Genomic DNA, 16,126 nt, shown 5'->3' on the forward strand with positions numbered 1-16,126 from the left:
GCACAGGGCAGTGGAGGAGGAGGTGAAATCATGGGCGACGGCAGGCCGCCCACAGAGGACTAAACGATTATTTCAGATCCAGCTCGTTCATCGCTGCAATGCTGAAGCCGCCATCTACGTGAACGACTTCACCAGAGATGCCGGCAGAAAGATCGGAGCACAGGAATGCTGCGGAATTACCTACATCTTCAATCGTCACGGTGCGGCGAATCGGCGTCACCGCTTCACAATGCGCCAGCATTTTACGGAAATCTTTGATGCCGGAAGCGGCAAGAGTGCGGATTGGACCTGCGGAGATGGCGTTCACTCGTACACCTTCAGGACCCATTGCGTTAGCCATGTAACGGACGTTGGCTTCCAGAGACGCTTTCGCCAGACCCATCACGTTGTAGTTAGGGATTGCGCGCTCTGCACCCAGGTAGGATAGCGTCAGTAGCGCAGAGCCAGGGTTAAGCATAGAGCGGCAAGCTTTTGCCATCGCAACAAAGCTGTAAGCGCTGATGTCATGAGCAATTTTAAAACCTTCGCGGGTGACCGCATTCACATAGTCGCCATCCAACTGGTCAGCAGGCGCGAAACCGATGGAATGCACGAATCCGTCGAATTTCGGCCAGGAGTGGCTCAGTTCAGCGAACATCGCATCGATGCTGGCATCTTCGGCAACATCACATTGTAGTACGATGCTGGACCCCAGTTGAGCGGCAAATTCCTCCACTCGGCCTTTTAGTTTGTCGTTCTGGTAGGTGAACGCCAGTTCAGCGCCTTCACGATGCATTGCCTGAGCGATTCCCCAGGCAATGGACAATTTACTGGCAAGACCCGTCACCAGAAGACGCTTACCGGAAAGAAAACCCATAGCTTTAATCCTTATGGTCATTGCTTCTTCGTAGCAATCAAAGCGTGATGATTGCCATCTCAAAAACGCGCGAAATTGGGCTGAAATTATATCCTACTCATTGTTCCTTTTAGAATGGTTATCAACCCTAAATGACCCTTGCCATTCATTGCAAATGGCGAGGATATTACTTCCCCTGGTTGTGCTTTGCCCGACCCGTATTGCATTGAAGACAATGAGAAAATACAAGGCTTTAAAGGCGCTAAAATGGTATTATTAAGGCGCTAGCTGATGTTAATAAACATAGCAAGGTAGGAACTTTCTTAAAACAAAAAACATGCATATATTCAGATTGTTATGATATATTGTTTTTATCGATCAATATCGATACATTGATCGATATTATTGATTGATTGTGATTAAAAGTGCATTATCAGGAAGTTATGATCAATTGGAGTGGTCTTATGCACTATCATTTCATCGCGGAACCGATGAGAGACACAACAAATAAGTTGCTGGGCGTGGAGATGATCGCCCGGTTTGCTGCAGATACGGTTCGCCCATTGCATGCAGATTTCGTCGTTTCAGCGTGGAATAGCGAACAAAAGCGTAATTTCATGCTCAAGCAAATCCAGTTAATTGCCGAAAAGCGTGATTGGTTTGAGAGCAACAATCTGCTCTGTACCCTTCATCTCATCGATGAAATGGCGCTTCTGGCGATTGGTGATCCGGTCATCAAGTCGGCCCTACACGCAATGCCCTTTATTGCACTGGAACTGTCAGAGCGTTTTCTGTCGAGTACGATTTGCCTGAATAATCTGCTGATTAATTCACTCTGTGACGGCCCAAACGCGCTATGGCTGGGCGATCTCGGCTCCGGTAACGTCGGGGCAAGTCCGCTGGTTTGCGGTCATTTTGACGTGGTTAAATTGGATCGCGGTTTCTTCCTTGAACAGGTAGAAAAGCCGATGTTCCCGATGCTTATCAAAAACATCCGGGAATATTGCGATCGCGTTGCGGTGGAGGGGGTCGAAACATCACGACTTATCGATGACGTCAGCGCGGCAGGTGTCTGGGCGATACAGGGGAGCGTTTTTCCGTCAGTCGTTTTTCACGAGGTCGAGACACTGCTCTTACCCGGTGTTGGTCACTGATGGCGCAATTGCCCTCCGGTTTCGGAGGGCAGCGGCTTTGTTAGCGATCTTTCCGCCAGGCGTCGGCGGTGAGCGCCTCGCCAAAATGCCCTGCAATCAGACGACGAGTCAGCTCATGCAGCGGGGAAGCCAGAACATCCGCGGTACTGCCACGCTCAACAACTTCACCCTGATGCATGACTAATACTTGATCGCTAATGTGCTTCATCATGCCGATATGTTGAGTCACATAGATATACGAAATCCCCTGTTTTTCCTGTAATTCCAGCATCAAATTGATGAGCTGCGAACGCATCGACATGTCCAGAGAGGCAAGGGCCTCGTCGGCGATAATCACTTTAGGTCGTAAAATAAGCGCGCGGGCAAGCCCCAGACGCTGTTTTTGCCCCGGCGCCAACATATGCGGGTAATAGCTCACATGGTCAGGTAACAGTCCAACCATGCGCATCGTTTCTATAATCTGTTTGCGACGCTGTTCAGGTTCCAGGTCGGTGTTCAGACGCAGCGGGAAATCAAGGATTTGTGAAATACGCTGGCGAGGGTTAAGCGATGTTGACGGATCCTGAAAAATCATACGGATACGCTGACTACGGAATGAATAATCACCATACTGGAGCGGATGATCGTCAATCAGCAGTTCACCACTGGTGGGTTCAATCATGCCAGCTAACATCTTTGCCAGCGTGGACTTACCGGAACCATTCTCACCAATGACCGCGAGTGTCTGGCGTTCGCGCAGGGTAAAGCTGAGTGGCTTAACGGCCTCAACGGTCTGGCGGCGAAATAAACCCGTCCGGTAGCGAAAGGTTTTGCTCAGATTGCGAACTTCGAGCAGGGTTTCTACCATCTCACTCTCTCTCCATGTTCAGCGGGAAATGACAGGCGTAGAGATGATTCTTTGCTCCGGTCAGTCGTGGGGTTTCAATACATTCACGCTGAGCATAAGGGCAGCGCGGCCCCAGACGGCAGCCGATGGGTAATTGTTCCAGCAATGGAATCGCTCCTGGCATGGTATTCAGACGACTTTTATGCGGCATCGCGCTACCAAAATCAGGAATGGCGCGGATCAACGCTTGCGTATAAGGATGATGTGGAATCGTCACCAGATCTTTACTGGGCGCCGTTTCCACCGTTTGTCCGCAATACATTACGTTGATTTTGTCCGCCCACTGGCTGAGCATTTGCAGGTCATGGCTGATCAACAAAATGGTAGTATTACTGTTTTGGTTCAGCCGGGTCAGCAGGCGAAATATTTGCGCCTGGGTCGTTGGCTCCATCGCGTTCGTCGGTTCATCGGCAATCAGCAAGCGCGGCTGATTCGCCAGTGCAATAGCGATCATTACCTTCTGACACTCGCCGTCGGTCAGTTCATACGGGAAGCTGCGCATGGCATCTTTATGATCTTTTATCCCGACGCGGTGCAAAAGCTCAATCGCCCGGCGTTTGCGCCAGCCGATGCGCTGCCACCAGCGCCCCTTATAGGTCCAGGCTGGAATATTTTGCATCAGCTGTCGTCCAATACGCTCGGACGGGTCAAGACACGATTGCGGTTCCTGAAAGATCATGGAAACGTTATGACCGACCAGCTTGCGTCGTTCACGCGCGGAAAGGCGCAGGAGATCGATGTCATCAAAGCGCATACGGTCTGCGGTTACGCGCCAGTTATCCTTGGCGACGCCGCAAATAGCCTTGGCTATAAGGCTCTTGCCGGAGCCGGACTCGCCGACCAGTCCGCGGATTTCACCCTCATTGAGAGTCATGCTGACACGGTCAACTGCTTTTACCCAGTCGTCGCCGGTTCTGAATTCAATGGTCAGGTTGCGGATATCGAGTAATGGCATTATTCCACCCCCGCAATAATTGCGCGGCGCACGCCATCACCCAGCAGGTTAACCAGCAGCACGCTTATCATGATCGCCGCGCCTGGCAGCATCACTGTCCACGGAGCGACATAAATCAGCTCCAGCGCGTCGCCGAGCATGGCTCCCCATTCCGGTGATGGCAACTGCGCGCCAAGGTCAAGAAAACCCAGCGCGGCGATATCCAGAATTGCCATCGACAGCGCACGGGTGATTTCAGTGATAAGCCCGGCGGTAATATTGGGCAGAACGGCGAACCACAGAATATTGAGCGTGGTTGCGCCATCAAGGCGAGCGGCAATAACATACTCTTTTTCCAGCTCGTCATGCACCATGCTGTAGACGGAGCGAACCATCCGCGGCAGCAGCGCCAGCCAGACGGCAAACATCGCGTGAGTCAGATGCGGCCCGGCAAAAGCCACCACAATAATCGCCAGCAACAGTGAAGGGATCGACAGCAGGGTGTCCAGAATGTGATTGAGCACCGCGGAACGCAAACCGTGCGTTGCTCCGGCAACCACCCCCAGTAACAAGCCACACAGCGTGGCGGCGAGAGTTACGACAAACGCACCGCCCACGGTTGGGGCCGCACCGCTGAGCAGGCGGCTTAAAACATCACGCCCCAGGTCATCAGTCCCGAGGAAGAAAGAGACTTCGCCATAGCGCGACCATGACGGCGGTAAAAGCTGATAGCCGAGAAACTGCTGGTCGATGCCGTAAGGCGCGAACCAACCACCAAAAATACACAGAATCGCCAGTCCCGCACAGCCATACAGGCCGATCATTGCGGTTGCATCGCCGTAAAAATTGCGCCATGCGGTGCGCAGCGTACCCGGCGGGCGCTTTTCGCTGTAGACGCTATCGTAAGGCATACCATTCCTTATGTTTCAGAGGGTTAGCCATAGCACCCAAAATATCAGAGATGACGTTAACGATGATAACCAGTGAGCCTATCACCATCACACCCGCCGAAATCGCCGCGTAATCCTGCTGGCGAATCGCGTTAATCAGCCAACGGCCAAGACCTGGCCAGCTAAAGACCATCTCGGTGATCATCGCCAGCGTCAGCATGGTGGAAAACTGTAGACCCAGGCGCGGGATAACCGGTGGGAGAGCGTTGTGCAGTACGTGACGGCGTAAAATCGTTAACCGTGACAAACCACGAGTAGCCGCCGCTTTAACATAGTTTTGATCAAAGACCTCAATGGTGCTGATACGCATCAATCGAATAACTTCCGTCGTCGGTGCAACGGAGAGCGTTAACACCGGAAGCACCATATGGCGGATCGCACTGACCAGCATTTCATCGCGCCAGGGCGAGTCGGCGATCCAGGCGTCGATAATGGCAAATCCGGTAACGGGCTTAACTTCGTAGAGCAGATCAAAACGTCCGGAAACGGGCAGCCAGCCGAGGGTCAGTGAGAAGAGCAACGTAAGCAGCAGCGCCAGCCAAAAAACCGGAATAGAAAAGCCCATCAGAGCCAATGCGCTGATGCAACGATCCTGCCATTTATTACGTGTTATGCCCGCCAACATGCCTATCGGGATCCCGACCATCAGTGCAAAACCAAAGGCCAGAATGCACAGTTCCATTGTCGCCGGAAACACCTCTTTGAGTTGTTCTGAGATCAACTGGCCGTTAATACTGGACACACCAAAATCCCAGTGAATCAGGCCATTGAACCAGAATACCCAGGCGTTCCACAGCGATGCGCCCTGTAACGGCGCATGAGGTGTGAAGTAGCTCAGGCTGAACCCAATAAAAGTCAGGAAGAACAGGGTGACCAGCAGTAATAAAAAACGGCGCAGGGTGAAGATAATCATGGTTTTTTCACCTCGTCAGCCTTTTCCCTGGAAACCCCGGCAAAAGAAGCGTTGCCGAACGGGCTGAGCACCAACCCTTTAATGTCATAGCGATAAGCCTGCAAACGAAGCGAAGAGGCCAGCGGCAGGATCGGCAACTCGCGCGCAAGAATATTTTGCGCTTCGTCGTAGGCATCAATTCGCGAGGAGAGTTGTTGCGAAGAGAGGGCTTTGCGCAAAATGCTGTCAAACTCCGGATTGCACCAGTGGGCAAAGTTGGTCTGTGAGTTAATGGCGGCACAACTGAGCATCGGTCGGAAAAAGCTGTCAGGATCGTTACTGTCAGTTGCCCAGCCGGACAACGTCAGATCATGGTTCATATCCATTAATCGCGCCTCCTGAAAACGACCTTCTACCGGGATGATCTTCACTTTCACACCCACCTGAGCCATATCTGCCTGAATCAGCTCTGCGGTTTTCAACGGACTGGGGTTCCAGGCCTGAGAACTGGTGGGGACCCAAAGTTGTAACGTCAGATTTTCCAGCCCTAGCGCTTTTAATTGCTCGCGCGATTTTGCCGGGTTGTACTCAGTAATTTTAGCTTCGTTGTCATAAGCCCACGAGGCGCGAGGCAAAATAGATGCCGCGGTTTCCGCCGTACCGTAGTAAATAGATTGCATTAACCGTTGGTTGTTAATGGCCAGCGCTAGCGCATGTCGTACGGCAGGGTTGTTCAACGGCGGTTTATCCGTGTTGAACGCCAGATAGGCGATATTCATCCCAGGACGCAACGTCAAACGCAGTCGAGGATCATCACGCAATATGCTGAGCTGGCTGGCAGCCGGCCAGGCCAGCACGTCGCACTCGCCGGTCAGTAATTTCGATAAACGGCCGGTTCCGCCAGAGCCGAGATCCACCACGACTTGTGGCATCAAGGGGGTACCTCGCCAGAATTTTTCATGCCGTTGCAGGCGAATATATTGGCCTGCACGATTTTCTGAAAGTTGGTACGGACCTGTGCCGACGGGCTGTCGGTCAAGTAATTCCTGGCGATCCTGTTTGGCTAATTTGGCGGCATATTCTGCCGACATCACCGAGGCATAATGTGTGGCAAGGTGCCACAAGAAGGAGGCGTCGGGTTGATTTAAGCGAAATTCAACGGTGTTGTTGTCCAGCTTGCGCACGCTTTGGACGTTATCGGCGAACTGCAGGCTGTCAAAATAGGGAAAACTGCTGCCATTGATATTGTGCCACGGATGTTGGCGATCAAAGATGCGCTCGAAGGTAAATACCACATCGTCCGCATTCAGTTTGCGGGTGGGCGTGAACCAGGCTGTCTTTTGAAACGGAACATCGCGACGTAAATGGAAGCGGTAGGTTGCGCCGTTATCCAATACTTCCCAGCTTTCAGCCAGTTCTGGCACCAGGCGATAAGTATAGGGATCGACATCAAGCAGTCGGTCATACAATTGGGCCGCTAATGTGTCTACGATGAGACCGCTGCTCGCTTTTTGTGGATTGAACGTATTGACCTGCCCGCTGACGCAATAGACAAAGCCACTGTCACGAATATCAGCGTACGAGGCCTGCTCAGGCGCAGCTGCAGCCTGACCACTCAGAAGTCCAGCCATCACGATCAGAGATGATAAAACCAGGCGCATAATTTTAAAGGGTTATATATAAAGAAGCTATCTTACTAATACTTAATGACATTTGCCATTACCGTTTGTGTTTGGGGGCTGCAGGGTTGATAACCGCGAATTCAACATCGCCAGTTGGTCAAAATTCATACCTGCTATCCACTTTGCATATCCTCTATTAGCTATCTTAGCATTTTCATGGCACCTCTGACTCGCTTAAACGCCGGATTCAATGGCGGGAGGTGTCTGACGGGAAAAATGAGTCTGTTGTGTGGGAGGAATGTCTGAAGAATCAGAGGAAAATAAACAAGAATGAGGCGGGAAGAGTGAATATCTTCCCGTATGTCGAATTACTTCTGGATTTTATTAACGCGTACCACCGGCGGTTGCATTTTAGCGTCAAGGCTACCGTTAATCCTGATCATTTGATCGGGTTTTACCGTTCGGCCATCAAAGACGGCAAGCGGGATAAGGGTGTTGATCGTGCCGGTTTTGTCACGGAAGATAAACTTATCTTCTCCTTGATCCTCAATGAGATTACCTCGTAAAGAGATGGTCGCACCGTCATGCATGGTTTTAGCTTGTTGGACGGTCATGATTCTTGCATCTTCAGTGCCGCGATATCCTTCATCCAGTGCGTGGGCAGGTGGCGGGGCGGTATCTTTTTTCAATCCACCATTATCATCGGCAAACGCTGATGGCAATAAAAAACAACACAGTAAGGGGGCGAAAGATATTTTCATAGAGCCTCCATAGAAATTGATTTGACTTATTAAGTTTGGTTGCTATTTATTAATCTGGCGAGTGGGATAAGTCTCAAATGATAATTTTTCAATAAAACAAAGGATTAGTGTGATATAAGCGAGGCGGTGAAATGAACAGAGAGAAAGCCCATTTGCAAGGAGTGAAAGAGAGTCAGCGTTTTCTGAATTTTGAATCAGGCTTTCACAAGATTGGTTTTATCTGTTTGTTCTGCATTGTTTTACTTGCTACGGCGGGAGCGTTTTCCGGCGGGTATTTAAGTGAGGAAACGAGAAAAAACACCTTAAAGACAACAGAGTTACAATTCGAAAAATTTGGTCGTTTGCAAACGGAATTTCAATTTAAAATCTCGGGACAGAAGCATGATTCTGTGAATATGACGTTGCGCATTGGCGGCGATTTCAACAAATTTTATGAGATGGAAAATATTTGGCCGCAGCCAGACAGCATGTACAGCAAGGGTAATGATCTTTACCTTGTCTACAATGATTCTGAAGCAACGCAGGATTTTACTGTCTGGCTGCAGGTTACGCCCGTGAAGCCAGGAAGTGTAATGAGTTTTCTCCAGCTAAATGGCGAACCTGAAATCCGCTTCAAACAATTTATTTATCCCTAGGAGGTGGGTATGGAGATGGTCTTCCGGGCATTAGCCATTTACCTTATTTTGCTGGTGGTTTTCAAAATAGCCGGTCGCCGGGCATTGTTACAAATGACCAGCTTCGATCTGATTTTATTACTTATTATCAGTGAAGCAACTCAGCAAGCCTTATTGGGTAATGATTTTTCGCTAACCGGCGCCATGATCACGATTGTCACACTGGTTACTATTGATATTCTGTTTGGTTTCATTAAGAAAAAGGTAGGTGGGGCAGAATCTGTACTGGATGGCTCTCCGGTTATCCTGCTTGATCACGGGATACCTTTGTTGGATAAAATGAAGAAAGTGGATGTTTCTCTTGACGATATATTAGTCGCTGCGCGACAAAATCAGGGGATTACCGAATCCAGTAAAATCAAGTATGCCATTCTGGAACGTAACGGACATATTTCTGTCATTCCTGAAGAGAATTAGCGAGGCGGTAATGAACACGGAGTACAATGACGCAAAAACACGCAATGAACTAACGAAACGGGTTGCAAAAACGCTTATTGATCGCGGTTTAACGTTGACTACCGCAGAATCTTGTACAGGAGGTAACTTGGCCGCCGCGCTTTGTGCACAGGCGGATACCGCAGAATTTTATGATATCGGCGTTATAACCTTTAGCGATCGCGCCAAGCAGAAAATGCTCGGCGTGCGGGCCAGTACGCTGGAGAAATATAGCGCCGTTAGTGAGCAAACGGTCAGTGAGATGTCTGTAGGGATACGTGAGCAAGCCGAAACCGACATCAGCATAGCCATTAGCGGATATGCGGGGCCGGAAGGTGGGGAGGATGGTACTCCCGCAGGAACGGTGTGGTTTGCGTGGAATTTCCGCGGGCGGATAATAACAAAACGGGAATATTTTTCCGGGGATTGCCAGGACGTTATAGAAAAGGCGGTACGTTTTAGCCTGGCGGTATTGGTTGAAGAAGTTACAGCCTGGAAGAACAAATAAATAAACCAGGACTTATCCGAGTAAATATCTCAACGCAATGTGAAGTTATCATCGTAAGGACCAGGTTAATATTTGGCAAAAATTAAGTTGTGGGTAAATTATAAAGGTCATGTCATTCATTTTGTTCTACGCTTATTAGTCTTTGCGATGAATGATGACTCATGAGAGGTGATTGAATGACTGACCTAAATAAAGGAAAACAGACCACCAATAAAACTAATTCAGAACGTTTTCCGCAGCCGCTTTTTCCACATCAAAAACAACCTTTTCCAGGTCTGGCTGGAAAAATGCAACCGCGTCCCGATCATGGCGAAGAAAGCTATCAGGGAAGCGGCAGGTTAAATGGTCGCAAGGTATTAATTACCGGAGGTGACTCAGGTATTGGGCGTGCTGTTGCCATTGCTTATGCCCGCGAAGGCGCCGATGTCGCGATTAATTATTTACCTGAAGAAGAGGACGATGCGCGTGAGGTTGTCGAATTGATAAAAAAAGCAGGGAGAAAAGTCGCGGCGATTCCCGGTGATATTCGTGACGAAACTTTCTGTAACCATCTGGTAAAACAGGCGGTAGAAGCGCTGGGAGGGTTGGATATTCTGGTGAATAACGCCGGTCGTCAGCAATTTTGCGAATCGATCGAAGACCTCACCACAGAAGAGTTTGATGCGACATTCAAGACCAATGTCTACGCCATGTTTTGGATCACCAAAGCAGCTGTTCCTCATTTTTCACGAGACAGCGTGATTATTAACACCTCGTCGGTACAGGCTTATGAGCCAAGTGAGATCCTGCTTGATTATGCTCAGACCAAGGCGGCGATAGTGGCATTTACTAAATCGCTGGCAAAGCAACTGGCACCCAAAGGGATCCGTGTGAATGCTGTCGCGCCTGGACCGTACTGGACGGTATTGCAGTGTTGCGGCGGCCAACCACAGGAAAAAATTGAGAAATTTGGCGCAAATGCGCCGCTCGGTCGGCCAGGCCAACCGGTAGAAATTGCCCCTCTGTATGTCACTTTAGCGGCTGAAGAGAACAGCTATACATCCGGTCAGGTATGGTGTTCTGACGGGGGGACCGGAACTCTCTGACGTCTATGTTCGCTGAGTCGAAACGTCCGCGGGGGAAAGCCAGCGCGGACAATATTGTTTAAGGGCAGGGGGCGGCAGGCACCGCTCCCTGAATATTAACCAATGACAGCGATGCCAAGACGTTCCAGGATCAACGATGCCTGGTAGCTGTCCAATTTGACGCCTTGCAAATCAACACCCCGGACATCGAGATCGCCCAGCTCTGAATTGGTCAAATCACAGTGCGTAAAGTTTGCGGCCCGCCAGTCGAACGACGAAAACTCACCGCCGGAAAGATCTGAACCACTGAACGTCGCCCCCAGTACCTGAGTACCCATCCAACGGTTTTCCCACAGCTCGCACTTTTCCAGTACGACTTTTGAAAAGTTGGCGTAGCTTAAGTTGGTATTGGTGATATAGGCGCTACAAAACCAGGTGCGTGTGGTAATCATATTCATAAAGCTTGCGCCGCGAAAATCTGAACCTTGTGCGCGGCAGTGGCGAATTTCGATTCCCAGCGCGCTCACATTCCTGAAATCCGCCATGGAGAGATCACAACTTTTGAAAATGGCATCTTTCAGGATAGCGCGACTAAAATTACACCCTTTCTGGCTCTCTCGATCATAGAACTGGCAGCCAATAAACTCAGTACCGCTGAGGTCGGCACCCGAAAAATCACAGTTGAAAAATGTGCTATTTTCAACTTTCGCACCAGTGAATCTGTTTCTGTCAATTTTTTCGCCAACTAACGCCAGAGTCATCATGATTAACCTGTTTTTTTATACAGTGATTGCATCATGGTAAACTGTTTTAACCCTTGCGTCCAACGTCTGCCCCTGTACGCTAAATTTGGTGTTTCTTGAGTAACGCACGGAGCTGATGGTAGGTCAGACCTAATAATTCAGCGGCTTTTTTCTGATTAAATTTCGCCTGCTGTAAGCTGCTTTGCAAAAATTCCTTCTCCTGCTGCTGTTGGAATTCACGCAGATCCAGCGGTAAGGTTACGGATGCAGGTCTGGTTTCCTGCGCCTGCGGCGGTGTGGTGTGACGCCTGAACGGGTCAATCACAATCTCATTCAGCGGGTAATCGCTGGTCCCGTGTCGGTAAACTGAACGCTCCACGACGTTTTTCAGCTCACGAATATTGCCCGGCCAACGGTAGTGGAGGAGCGTTTCTTTGGCCTCGTCGGTAAACCCTGGAAACAACGGTAACCCGATCTCACGGCACATCTGAATGGCAAAATGTTCAGCCATTAACATGATGTCGCTTTGACGTTCGCGTAACGGTGGGAGTTGCACCACATCAAAAGCCAGGCGATCCAGCAGGTCCGCGCGGAACGTGCCTTCACTCACCATCCGTGGCAGGTCGGCATTGGTTGCGCAAACCAGTCGTACGTTGACCTGCAGCGGCTGGCTACCGCCGACGCGTTCCAGCTCTCCGTACTCAATAACGCGCAGCAGTTTTTCCTGTACCAGCATCGGGGCGGTCGCCAGTTCATCAAGAAATAGCGTGCCGCCATCGGCGCGCTCGAAACGACCCGGATGACGTTTCTGCGCGCCAGTAAAGGCGCCAGCTTCGTGACCAAAAAGTTCGGAATCGAGTAAATTTTCGTTGAGCGCCGCGCAGTTAAGTGAAATAAACGGGCCTTGCCAGCGGGTGGAGAGATAGTGCAGGCGGTTGGCGATAAGCTCTTTCCCCGTACCGCGTTCCCCAATGACCAGCACAGGTTTATCCAGCGGCGCGAGATGAGAAACCTGCTCCAGAACTTCAATAAAGCTGTTCGCTTCGCCCAGAAGATTATCTTTGTATCCTGCCATGATGAAATTCACCATTTGTTAGTGTTATTCACCAATTTACCCTATTTATCCCGGCAGGTAAAATTGGATATTTTCAAGTAATTCAAGAAATTAAAAAGTTGGCATGCGAAGTGCATTAGAACAGCAGCAGGGCATTGCCCGATATCAGAACAGTAAGTGAGGATTACATTATGGGTATTTTTTCTCGTTTTGCCGACATCGTGAACGCCAACATTAATGCGTTGCTGGAAAAGGCTGAAGATCCACAGAAGCTGGTGCGGTTGATGATCCAGGAAATGGAAGACACGCTGGTTGAAGTGCGCTCAAACTCCGCACGCGCGCTGGCAGAAAAGAAACAGTTATCGCGTCGTATCGAACAGGCCAGCGCCCAACAGGCAGAGTGGCAGGAAAAAGCAGAGCTGGCGCTGCGCAAAGAGAAAGAAGATTTGGCGCGTTCTGCGTTAATCGAAAAACAGAAACTGACTGACCTGATTGCCTCCCTGGAGCATGAGGTAACGCTGGTTGACGATACGCTGGCGCGTATGAAAAAAGAGATTGGTGAACTGGAAAACAAACTTAGTGAAACCCGTGCTCGTCAGCAGGCGTTGATGCTGCGCCATCAGGCGGCAAGCTCTTCCCGTGATGTTCGTCGTCAACTGGACAGCGGCAAACTGGATGAAGCGATGGCGCGCTTTGAATCTTTTGAGCGCCGAATCGATCAAATGGAAGCTGAAGCTGAAAGCCATAACTTCGGTAAGCAGAAGTCTTTGGATCAGCAATTTGCTGACCTGAAAGCAGATGATGAAATCAGCGAGCAGTTGGCGCAATTGAAAGCCAAAATGCAGCAAGACAAGCAATAATAATATCTGGCGGTGCCCGAACGCGCCGCCGCTCATCACCTGTAAGGAGTACTCATGAGCGCGCTATTTCTGGCCATCCCGTTAACCATCTTTGTGCTGTTCGTCTTACCGATTTGGCTCTGGCTGCATTACAGCAATCGTTCCAGTCGCGGCGAGCTGGCGCAAAGTGAACAACAGCGTCTGGCTGAACTTAACCAGGACGCACAGCGGATGCGTGAGCGCATTCAAGCGCTGGAAGACATCCTTGATGCTGAACATCCAAACTGGAGGGACCGCTAATGGGGGGCGTTAATCTGAACAAAAAACTGTGGCGTATACCGCAGCAAGGCATGGTGAAAGGGGTTTGCGCGGGTATTGCGCATTATCTCGATGTTCCTGTGAAACTGGTGCGGATCCTGGTGGTGCTGTCCATCTTTTTTGGTCTGGCCTTTTTCACCTTTGTCGCCTACATCGTACTGACGTTTGTGTTGGATCCGATGCCGGACAACGTGGTTTCCGGAGAACAGCAGCCATCAAGCGGTGAGCTGTTGGATGCTGTCGATCGTGAGCTGGCTGCAAGTGAAAAGCGTTTGCGTGAGATGGAGCGTTATGTGACATCTGATACCTTCACATTACGCAGCCGCTTCCGCCAATTGTGAGGTTAAAAATGAATAATCGCTGGCAACGTGCCGGGCAAAAGGTAAAGCCGGGCTTTAAAATAGCAGGTAAGCTGGTGCTGCTGACTGCGCTGCGCTATGGCCCGGCTGGAGTAGCAGGGTGGGCCGTGAAGTCCGTGGCCCGACGTCCGCTAAAAATGTTGCTGGCGTTAGTACTTGAACCTTTGTTGAGCCGGGCAGCGACAAAATTGTCGAAACGCTATTCAGGTAATCAACCCTGATATCCGAAACAACAAAAGCAAGCAACAATTAATCAACATTCCCTCAGTTAATTTGCGGCAGCTCACAAATACGATTTTTTGGCTGCCAAAATTCTTTTTTACCCCCCCTCCAAGCCACCTCAGCTGATTGACAGCTTATTTCCGGCAGAGTAGTCTCTTGCGTCATGGGACCGCTACCACGAGAAATGAAGGTGAACCAAAAAATCCAAAAATGTCTGAGTGAAGTCTATGGCGACACATTTTCTTCACTTCACTATGAAGCGCTGGTTGCGCGTTTAGAGAAATCACAAAAATTAATTAAAAAAAACCGTAAAGCGCATTGGGATGAGGGTGATGTCGTTCTGATCACCTACGCCGATCAATTTTACGCGGAAGATAAAAAACCGCTGCCAACGTTTAATCAGTTTTATAATGAATGGCTTAAGTCGACATTTTCTCATGTGCATCTGTTGCCATTTTATCCGTGGTCATCGGATGATGGTTTTTCAGTAATTAATTACTATCAGGTTGCCGAAGAAACCGGTGACTGGAATGATATTAAGCAATTAGCTGAATCCAGTCGACTGATGTTTGATTTTGTTTGTAACCATATGTCAGCTAAAAGCGAATGGTTTAATAACTATTTGCAACAGCTTGACGGTTATGAAGAATTCTTTATTGCGATGGATCCTGATACGGACCTGAGCAACGTCACGCGCCCACGTGCATTACCGTTACTGACCCCGTTTACGCTGAAAGATAATACTGTGCGTCATCTCTGGACGACATTCAGCGACGACCAGATCGATCTCAACTATGCCAATCCATTGGTATTACTGGCGATGGTCGATGTACTGCTGAGTTACCTGGAGCAGGGCGCTGATTATGTCCGCCTGGATGCGGTTGGTTTTATGTGGAAAGAGCCAGGGACAACCTGTATTCACCTGGAAAAAACGCATCAGCTTATCAAACTGTTCCGCGCTATTGCTGACTGCGCGGCACCTGGTACGGCGATTATTACTGAAACGAACGTTCCGCATAAGGATAACATTTCCTATTACGGTAATGGCCGCGATGAGGCGCACATGGTGTACCAGTTCTCGCTGCCGCCGTTGGTGCTGCATGCGGTGCAACGCCAGGATACAACGACATTGTGTCAGTGGGCGCAATCACTGGAACTGCCATCGACTGAGACCACATGGTTTAATTTCCTCGCATCGCATGACGGAATTGGCCTCAACCCGTTACGGGGCCTGTTACCTGAAGATGAAATCATGCGACTGGTGACGGAATTACAACAGGAAGGCGCCTTGGTTAACTGGAAGAATAATCCTGATGGTAGCCGAAGCCCGTATGAAATTAACGTAACCTATATGGATGCGTTAACGCCGGGTAATAGCAGTGATGCTGAAAGATTTTCCCGCTTTATACTTGCCCATGCCATTTTGCTGAGTTTTCCTGGTGTGCCAGCGATTTATATTCAAAGTATCCTCGGATCGCGCAATGACTATGAAGGTGTGGAAAAACTGGGTTATAACCGGGCGATCAACCGTAAAAAATATCATATAAGACAAATAGAAACGGAACTGGCCGATGAAACTTGTTTGCGTCACGCCATTTACCATGAGTTATCCCGATTAATTGTTCTGCGGCGTAATAACAAAGCATTTCATCCTGATAGTGATTTTAAGATTAACAGTGTTACACCGGCCGTTATGCAAATTAAACGTACGGCAGAAACAGGCGAAGAAATTACTGGTTTATTTAATATCAGCGCTCAGACACAAACCATTAATATTGATATTGAAAATGGATTTGATTTGATTAGCGAAGAAAGTATTTCGGGTAAGGAATTAACGTTACACGCCTGGCAGGTTATGTGGATTAAGAAATAAAAA

At 49.5% G+C, this 16,126-nt stretch carries 19 protein-coding genes; 10 read left to right on the forward strand and 9 right to left on the reverse strand.

The window, feature by feature from the left end; all coding sequences use genetic code 11:
* Positions 1-67 precede the first annotated feature (67 nt).
* Positions 68-856 (reverse strand): enoyl-ACP reductase FabI, encoded by a 789-nt coding sequence (gene fabI, locus ICA20_RS11970; RefSeq protein ID WP_038640941.1) that lies wholly within the window; start codon positions 854-856, stop codon positions 68-70.
* Between the two features lie 443 nt (positions 857-1,299).
* Here fabI and ICA20_RS11975 point away from each other — a divergent pair, with 443 nt between their 5' ends.
* Positions 1,300-1,989: an EAL domain-containing protein gene (locus ICA20_RS11975; RefSeq protein ID WP_038640940.1), complete on the forward strand. Its 690-nt coding sequence runs from the start codon at positions 1,300-1,302 to the stop codon at positions 1,987-1,989.
* Between the two features lie 40 nt (positions 1,990-2,029).
* On the opposite strand, the gene sapF is transcribed toward ICA20_RS11975, so the two are convergent.
* From sapF to ICA20_RS12005, 6 genes are all read right to left on the reverse strand, one after another.
* Positions 2,030-2,836, reverse strand: coding sequence for a peptide ABC transporter ATP-binding protein SapF (sapF, locus tag ICA20_RS11980; protein WP_038640937.1), 807 nt, complete (start codon positions 2,834-2,836; stop codon positions 2,030-2,032).
* A 1-nt stretch (position 2,837) separates the two neighbouring features.
* Positions 2,838-3,830, reverse strand: coding sequence for a peptide ABC transporter ATP-binding protein SapD (sapD, locus tag ICA20_RS11985; protein ID WP_003020556.1), 993 nt, complete (start codon positions 3,828-3,830; stop codon positions 2,838-2,840).
* On the reverse strand, positions 3,830-4,720 hold the full coding sequence (sapC, locus tag ICA20_RS11990) for a peptide ABC transporter permease SapC (protein ID WP_016156640.1): 891 nt from the start codon (positions 4,718-4,720) through the stop codon (positions 3,830-3,832). The genes sapD and sapC overlap by 1 nt, the downstream gene beginning before the upstream one ends.
* The gene (gene sapB, locus ICA20_RS11995; RefSeq protein WP_038640933.1) at positions 4,707-5,672 is read right to left on the reverse strand and encodes a peptide ABC transporter permease SapB; all 966 of its coding nucleotides are present in this window, start codon (positions 5,670-5,672) and stop codon (positions 4,707-4,709) included. Before sapB ends, sapC begins: the two co-directional genes overlap by 14 nt.
* On the reverse strand, positions 5,669-7,312 hold the full coding sequence (gene sapA, locus ICA20_RS12000; protein ID WP_038640931.1) for an ABC transporter substrate-binding protein SapA: 1,644 nt from the start codon (positions 7,310-7,312) through the stop codon (positions 5,669-5,671). Before sapA ends, sapB begins: the two co-directional genes overlap by 4 nt.
* A 329-nt stretch (positions 7,313-7,641) precedes the next feature.
* Positions 7,642-8,034 carry a YdeI family stress tolerance OB fold protein gene (locus tag ICA20_RS12005; RefSeq protein ID WP_038640929.1) on the reverse strand — a complete coding sequence of 131 codons (393 nt, stop codon included), beginning with the start codon at positions 8,032-8,034 and terminating at the stop codon, positions 7,642-7,644.
* Positions 8,035-8,165: 131 nt separating this feature from the next.
* On the opposite strand from ICA20_RS12005, the gene ICA20_RS12010 reads away from it, so the two are divergent.
* The 4 genes from ICA20_RS12010 to ICA20_RS12025 all read left to right on the forward strand — a co-directional run bounded on the left by ICA20_RS12010 (position 8,166) and on the right by ICA20_RS12025 (position 10,736).
* Positions 8,166-8,669, forward strand: a complete 504-nt coding sequence (locus ICA20_RS12010) for a hypothetical protein (RefSeq protein ID WP_038640927.1) — start codon at positions 8,166-8,168, stop codon at positions 8,667-8,669.
* A gap of 9 nt (positions 8,670-8,678) precedes the next feature.
* Entirely contained in the window at positions 8,679-9,125 is a 447-nt protein-coding gene (locus ICA20_RS12015) for a YetF domain-containing protein (RefSeq protein ID WP_038640925.1), read from the forward strand.
* Between the two features lie 10 nt (positions 9,126-9,135).
* The gene (locus ICA20_RS12020) at positions 9,136-9,651 is read left to right on the forward strand and encodes a 2-oxo-tetronate isomerase (RefSeq protein WP_038640923.1); all 516 of its coding nucleotides are present in this window, start codon (positions 9,136-9,138) and stop codon (positions 9,649-9,651) included.
* A 176-nt stretch (positions 9,652-9,827) separates the two neighbouring features.
* Positions 9,828-10,736, forward strand: a complete 909-nt coding sequence (locus ICA20_RS12025; RefSeq protein ID WP_038640922.1) for an SDR family oxidoreductase — start codon at positions 9,828-9,830, stop codon at positions 10,734-10,736.
* A gap of 95 nt (positions 10,737-10,831) precedes the next feature.
* Here the strand turns inward: ICA20_RS12025 and ICA20_RS12030 are convergent, their stop codons facing one another.
* Entirely contained in the window at positions 10,832-11,476 is a 645-nt protein-coding gene (locus tag ICA20_RS12030) for a quinolone resistance pentapeptide repeat protein QnrB12 (protein ID WP_038640920.1), read from the reverse strand.
* A gap of 82 nt (positions 11,477-11,558) precedes the next feature.
* Positions 11,559-12,548: a phage shock protein operon transcriptional activator gene (gene pspF, locus ICA20_RS12035; RefSeq protein ID WP_165353568.1), complete on the reverse strand. Its 990-nt coding sequence runs from the start codon at positions 12,546-12,548 to the stop codon at positions 11,559-11,561.
* Between the two features lie 155 nt (positions 12,549-12,703).
* Here pspF and pspA point away from each other — a divergent pair, with 155 nt between their 5' ends.
* The 5 genes from pspA (at position 12,704) to ICA20_RS12060 (ending at position 16,123) form a co-directional block, all read left to right on the forward strand.
* The gene (gene pspA / locus ICA20_RS12040) at positions 12,704-13,372 is read left to right on the forward strand and encodes a phage shock protein PspA (RefSeq protein ID WP_003020532.1); all 669 of its coding nucleotides are present in this window, start codon (positions 12,704-12,706) and stop codon (positions 13,370-13,372) included.
* 54 nt (positions 13,373-13,426) lie between these two features.
* On the forward strand, positions 13,427-13,651 hold the full coding sequence (pspB, locus tag ICA20_RS12045; protein WP_038640917.1) for an envelope stress response membrane protein PspB: 225 nt from the start codon (positions 13,427-13,429) through the stop codon (positions 13,649-13,651).
* Positions 13,651-14,010 carry an envelope stress response membrane protein PspC gene (gene pspC / locus ICA20_RS12050; protein ID WP_004193243.1) on the forward strand — a complete coding sequence of 120 codons (360 nt, stop codon included), beginning with the start codon at positions 13,651-13,653 and terminating at the stop codon, positions 14,008-14,010. The genes pspB and pspC overlap by 1 nt, the downstream gene beginning before the upstream one ends.
* Positions 14,011-14,018: 8 nt before the next feature.
* A complete protein-coding gene (gene pspD, locus ICA20_RS12055; RefSeq protein WP_038640914.1) occupies positions 14,019-14,249 on the forward strand; it encodes a phage shock protein PspD in 231 nt (76 codons plus the stop codon).
* A gap of 191 nt (positions 14,250-14,440) precedes the next feature.
* Positions 14,441-16,123: a sugar phosphorylase gene (locus tag ICA20_RS12060; RefSeq protein ID WP_173782016.1), complete on the forward strand. Its 1,683-nt coding sequence runs from the start codon at positions 14,441-14,443 to the stop codon at positions 16,121-16,123.
* Positions 16,124-16,126 lie beyond the last annotated feature (3 nt).

It is taken from the genome of Citrobacter sp. C5_2, assembly GCF_014596845.2.
Taxonomy (GTDB): Bacteria; Pseudomonadota; Gammaproteobacteria; order Enterobacterales; family Enterobacteriaceae; genus Citrobacter; species Citrobacter werkmanii.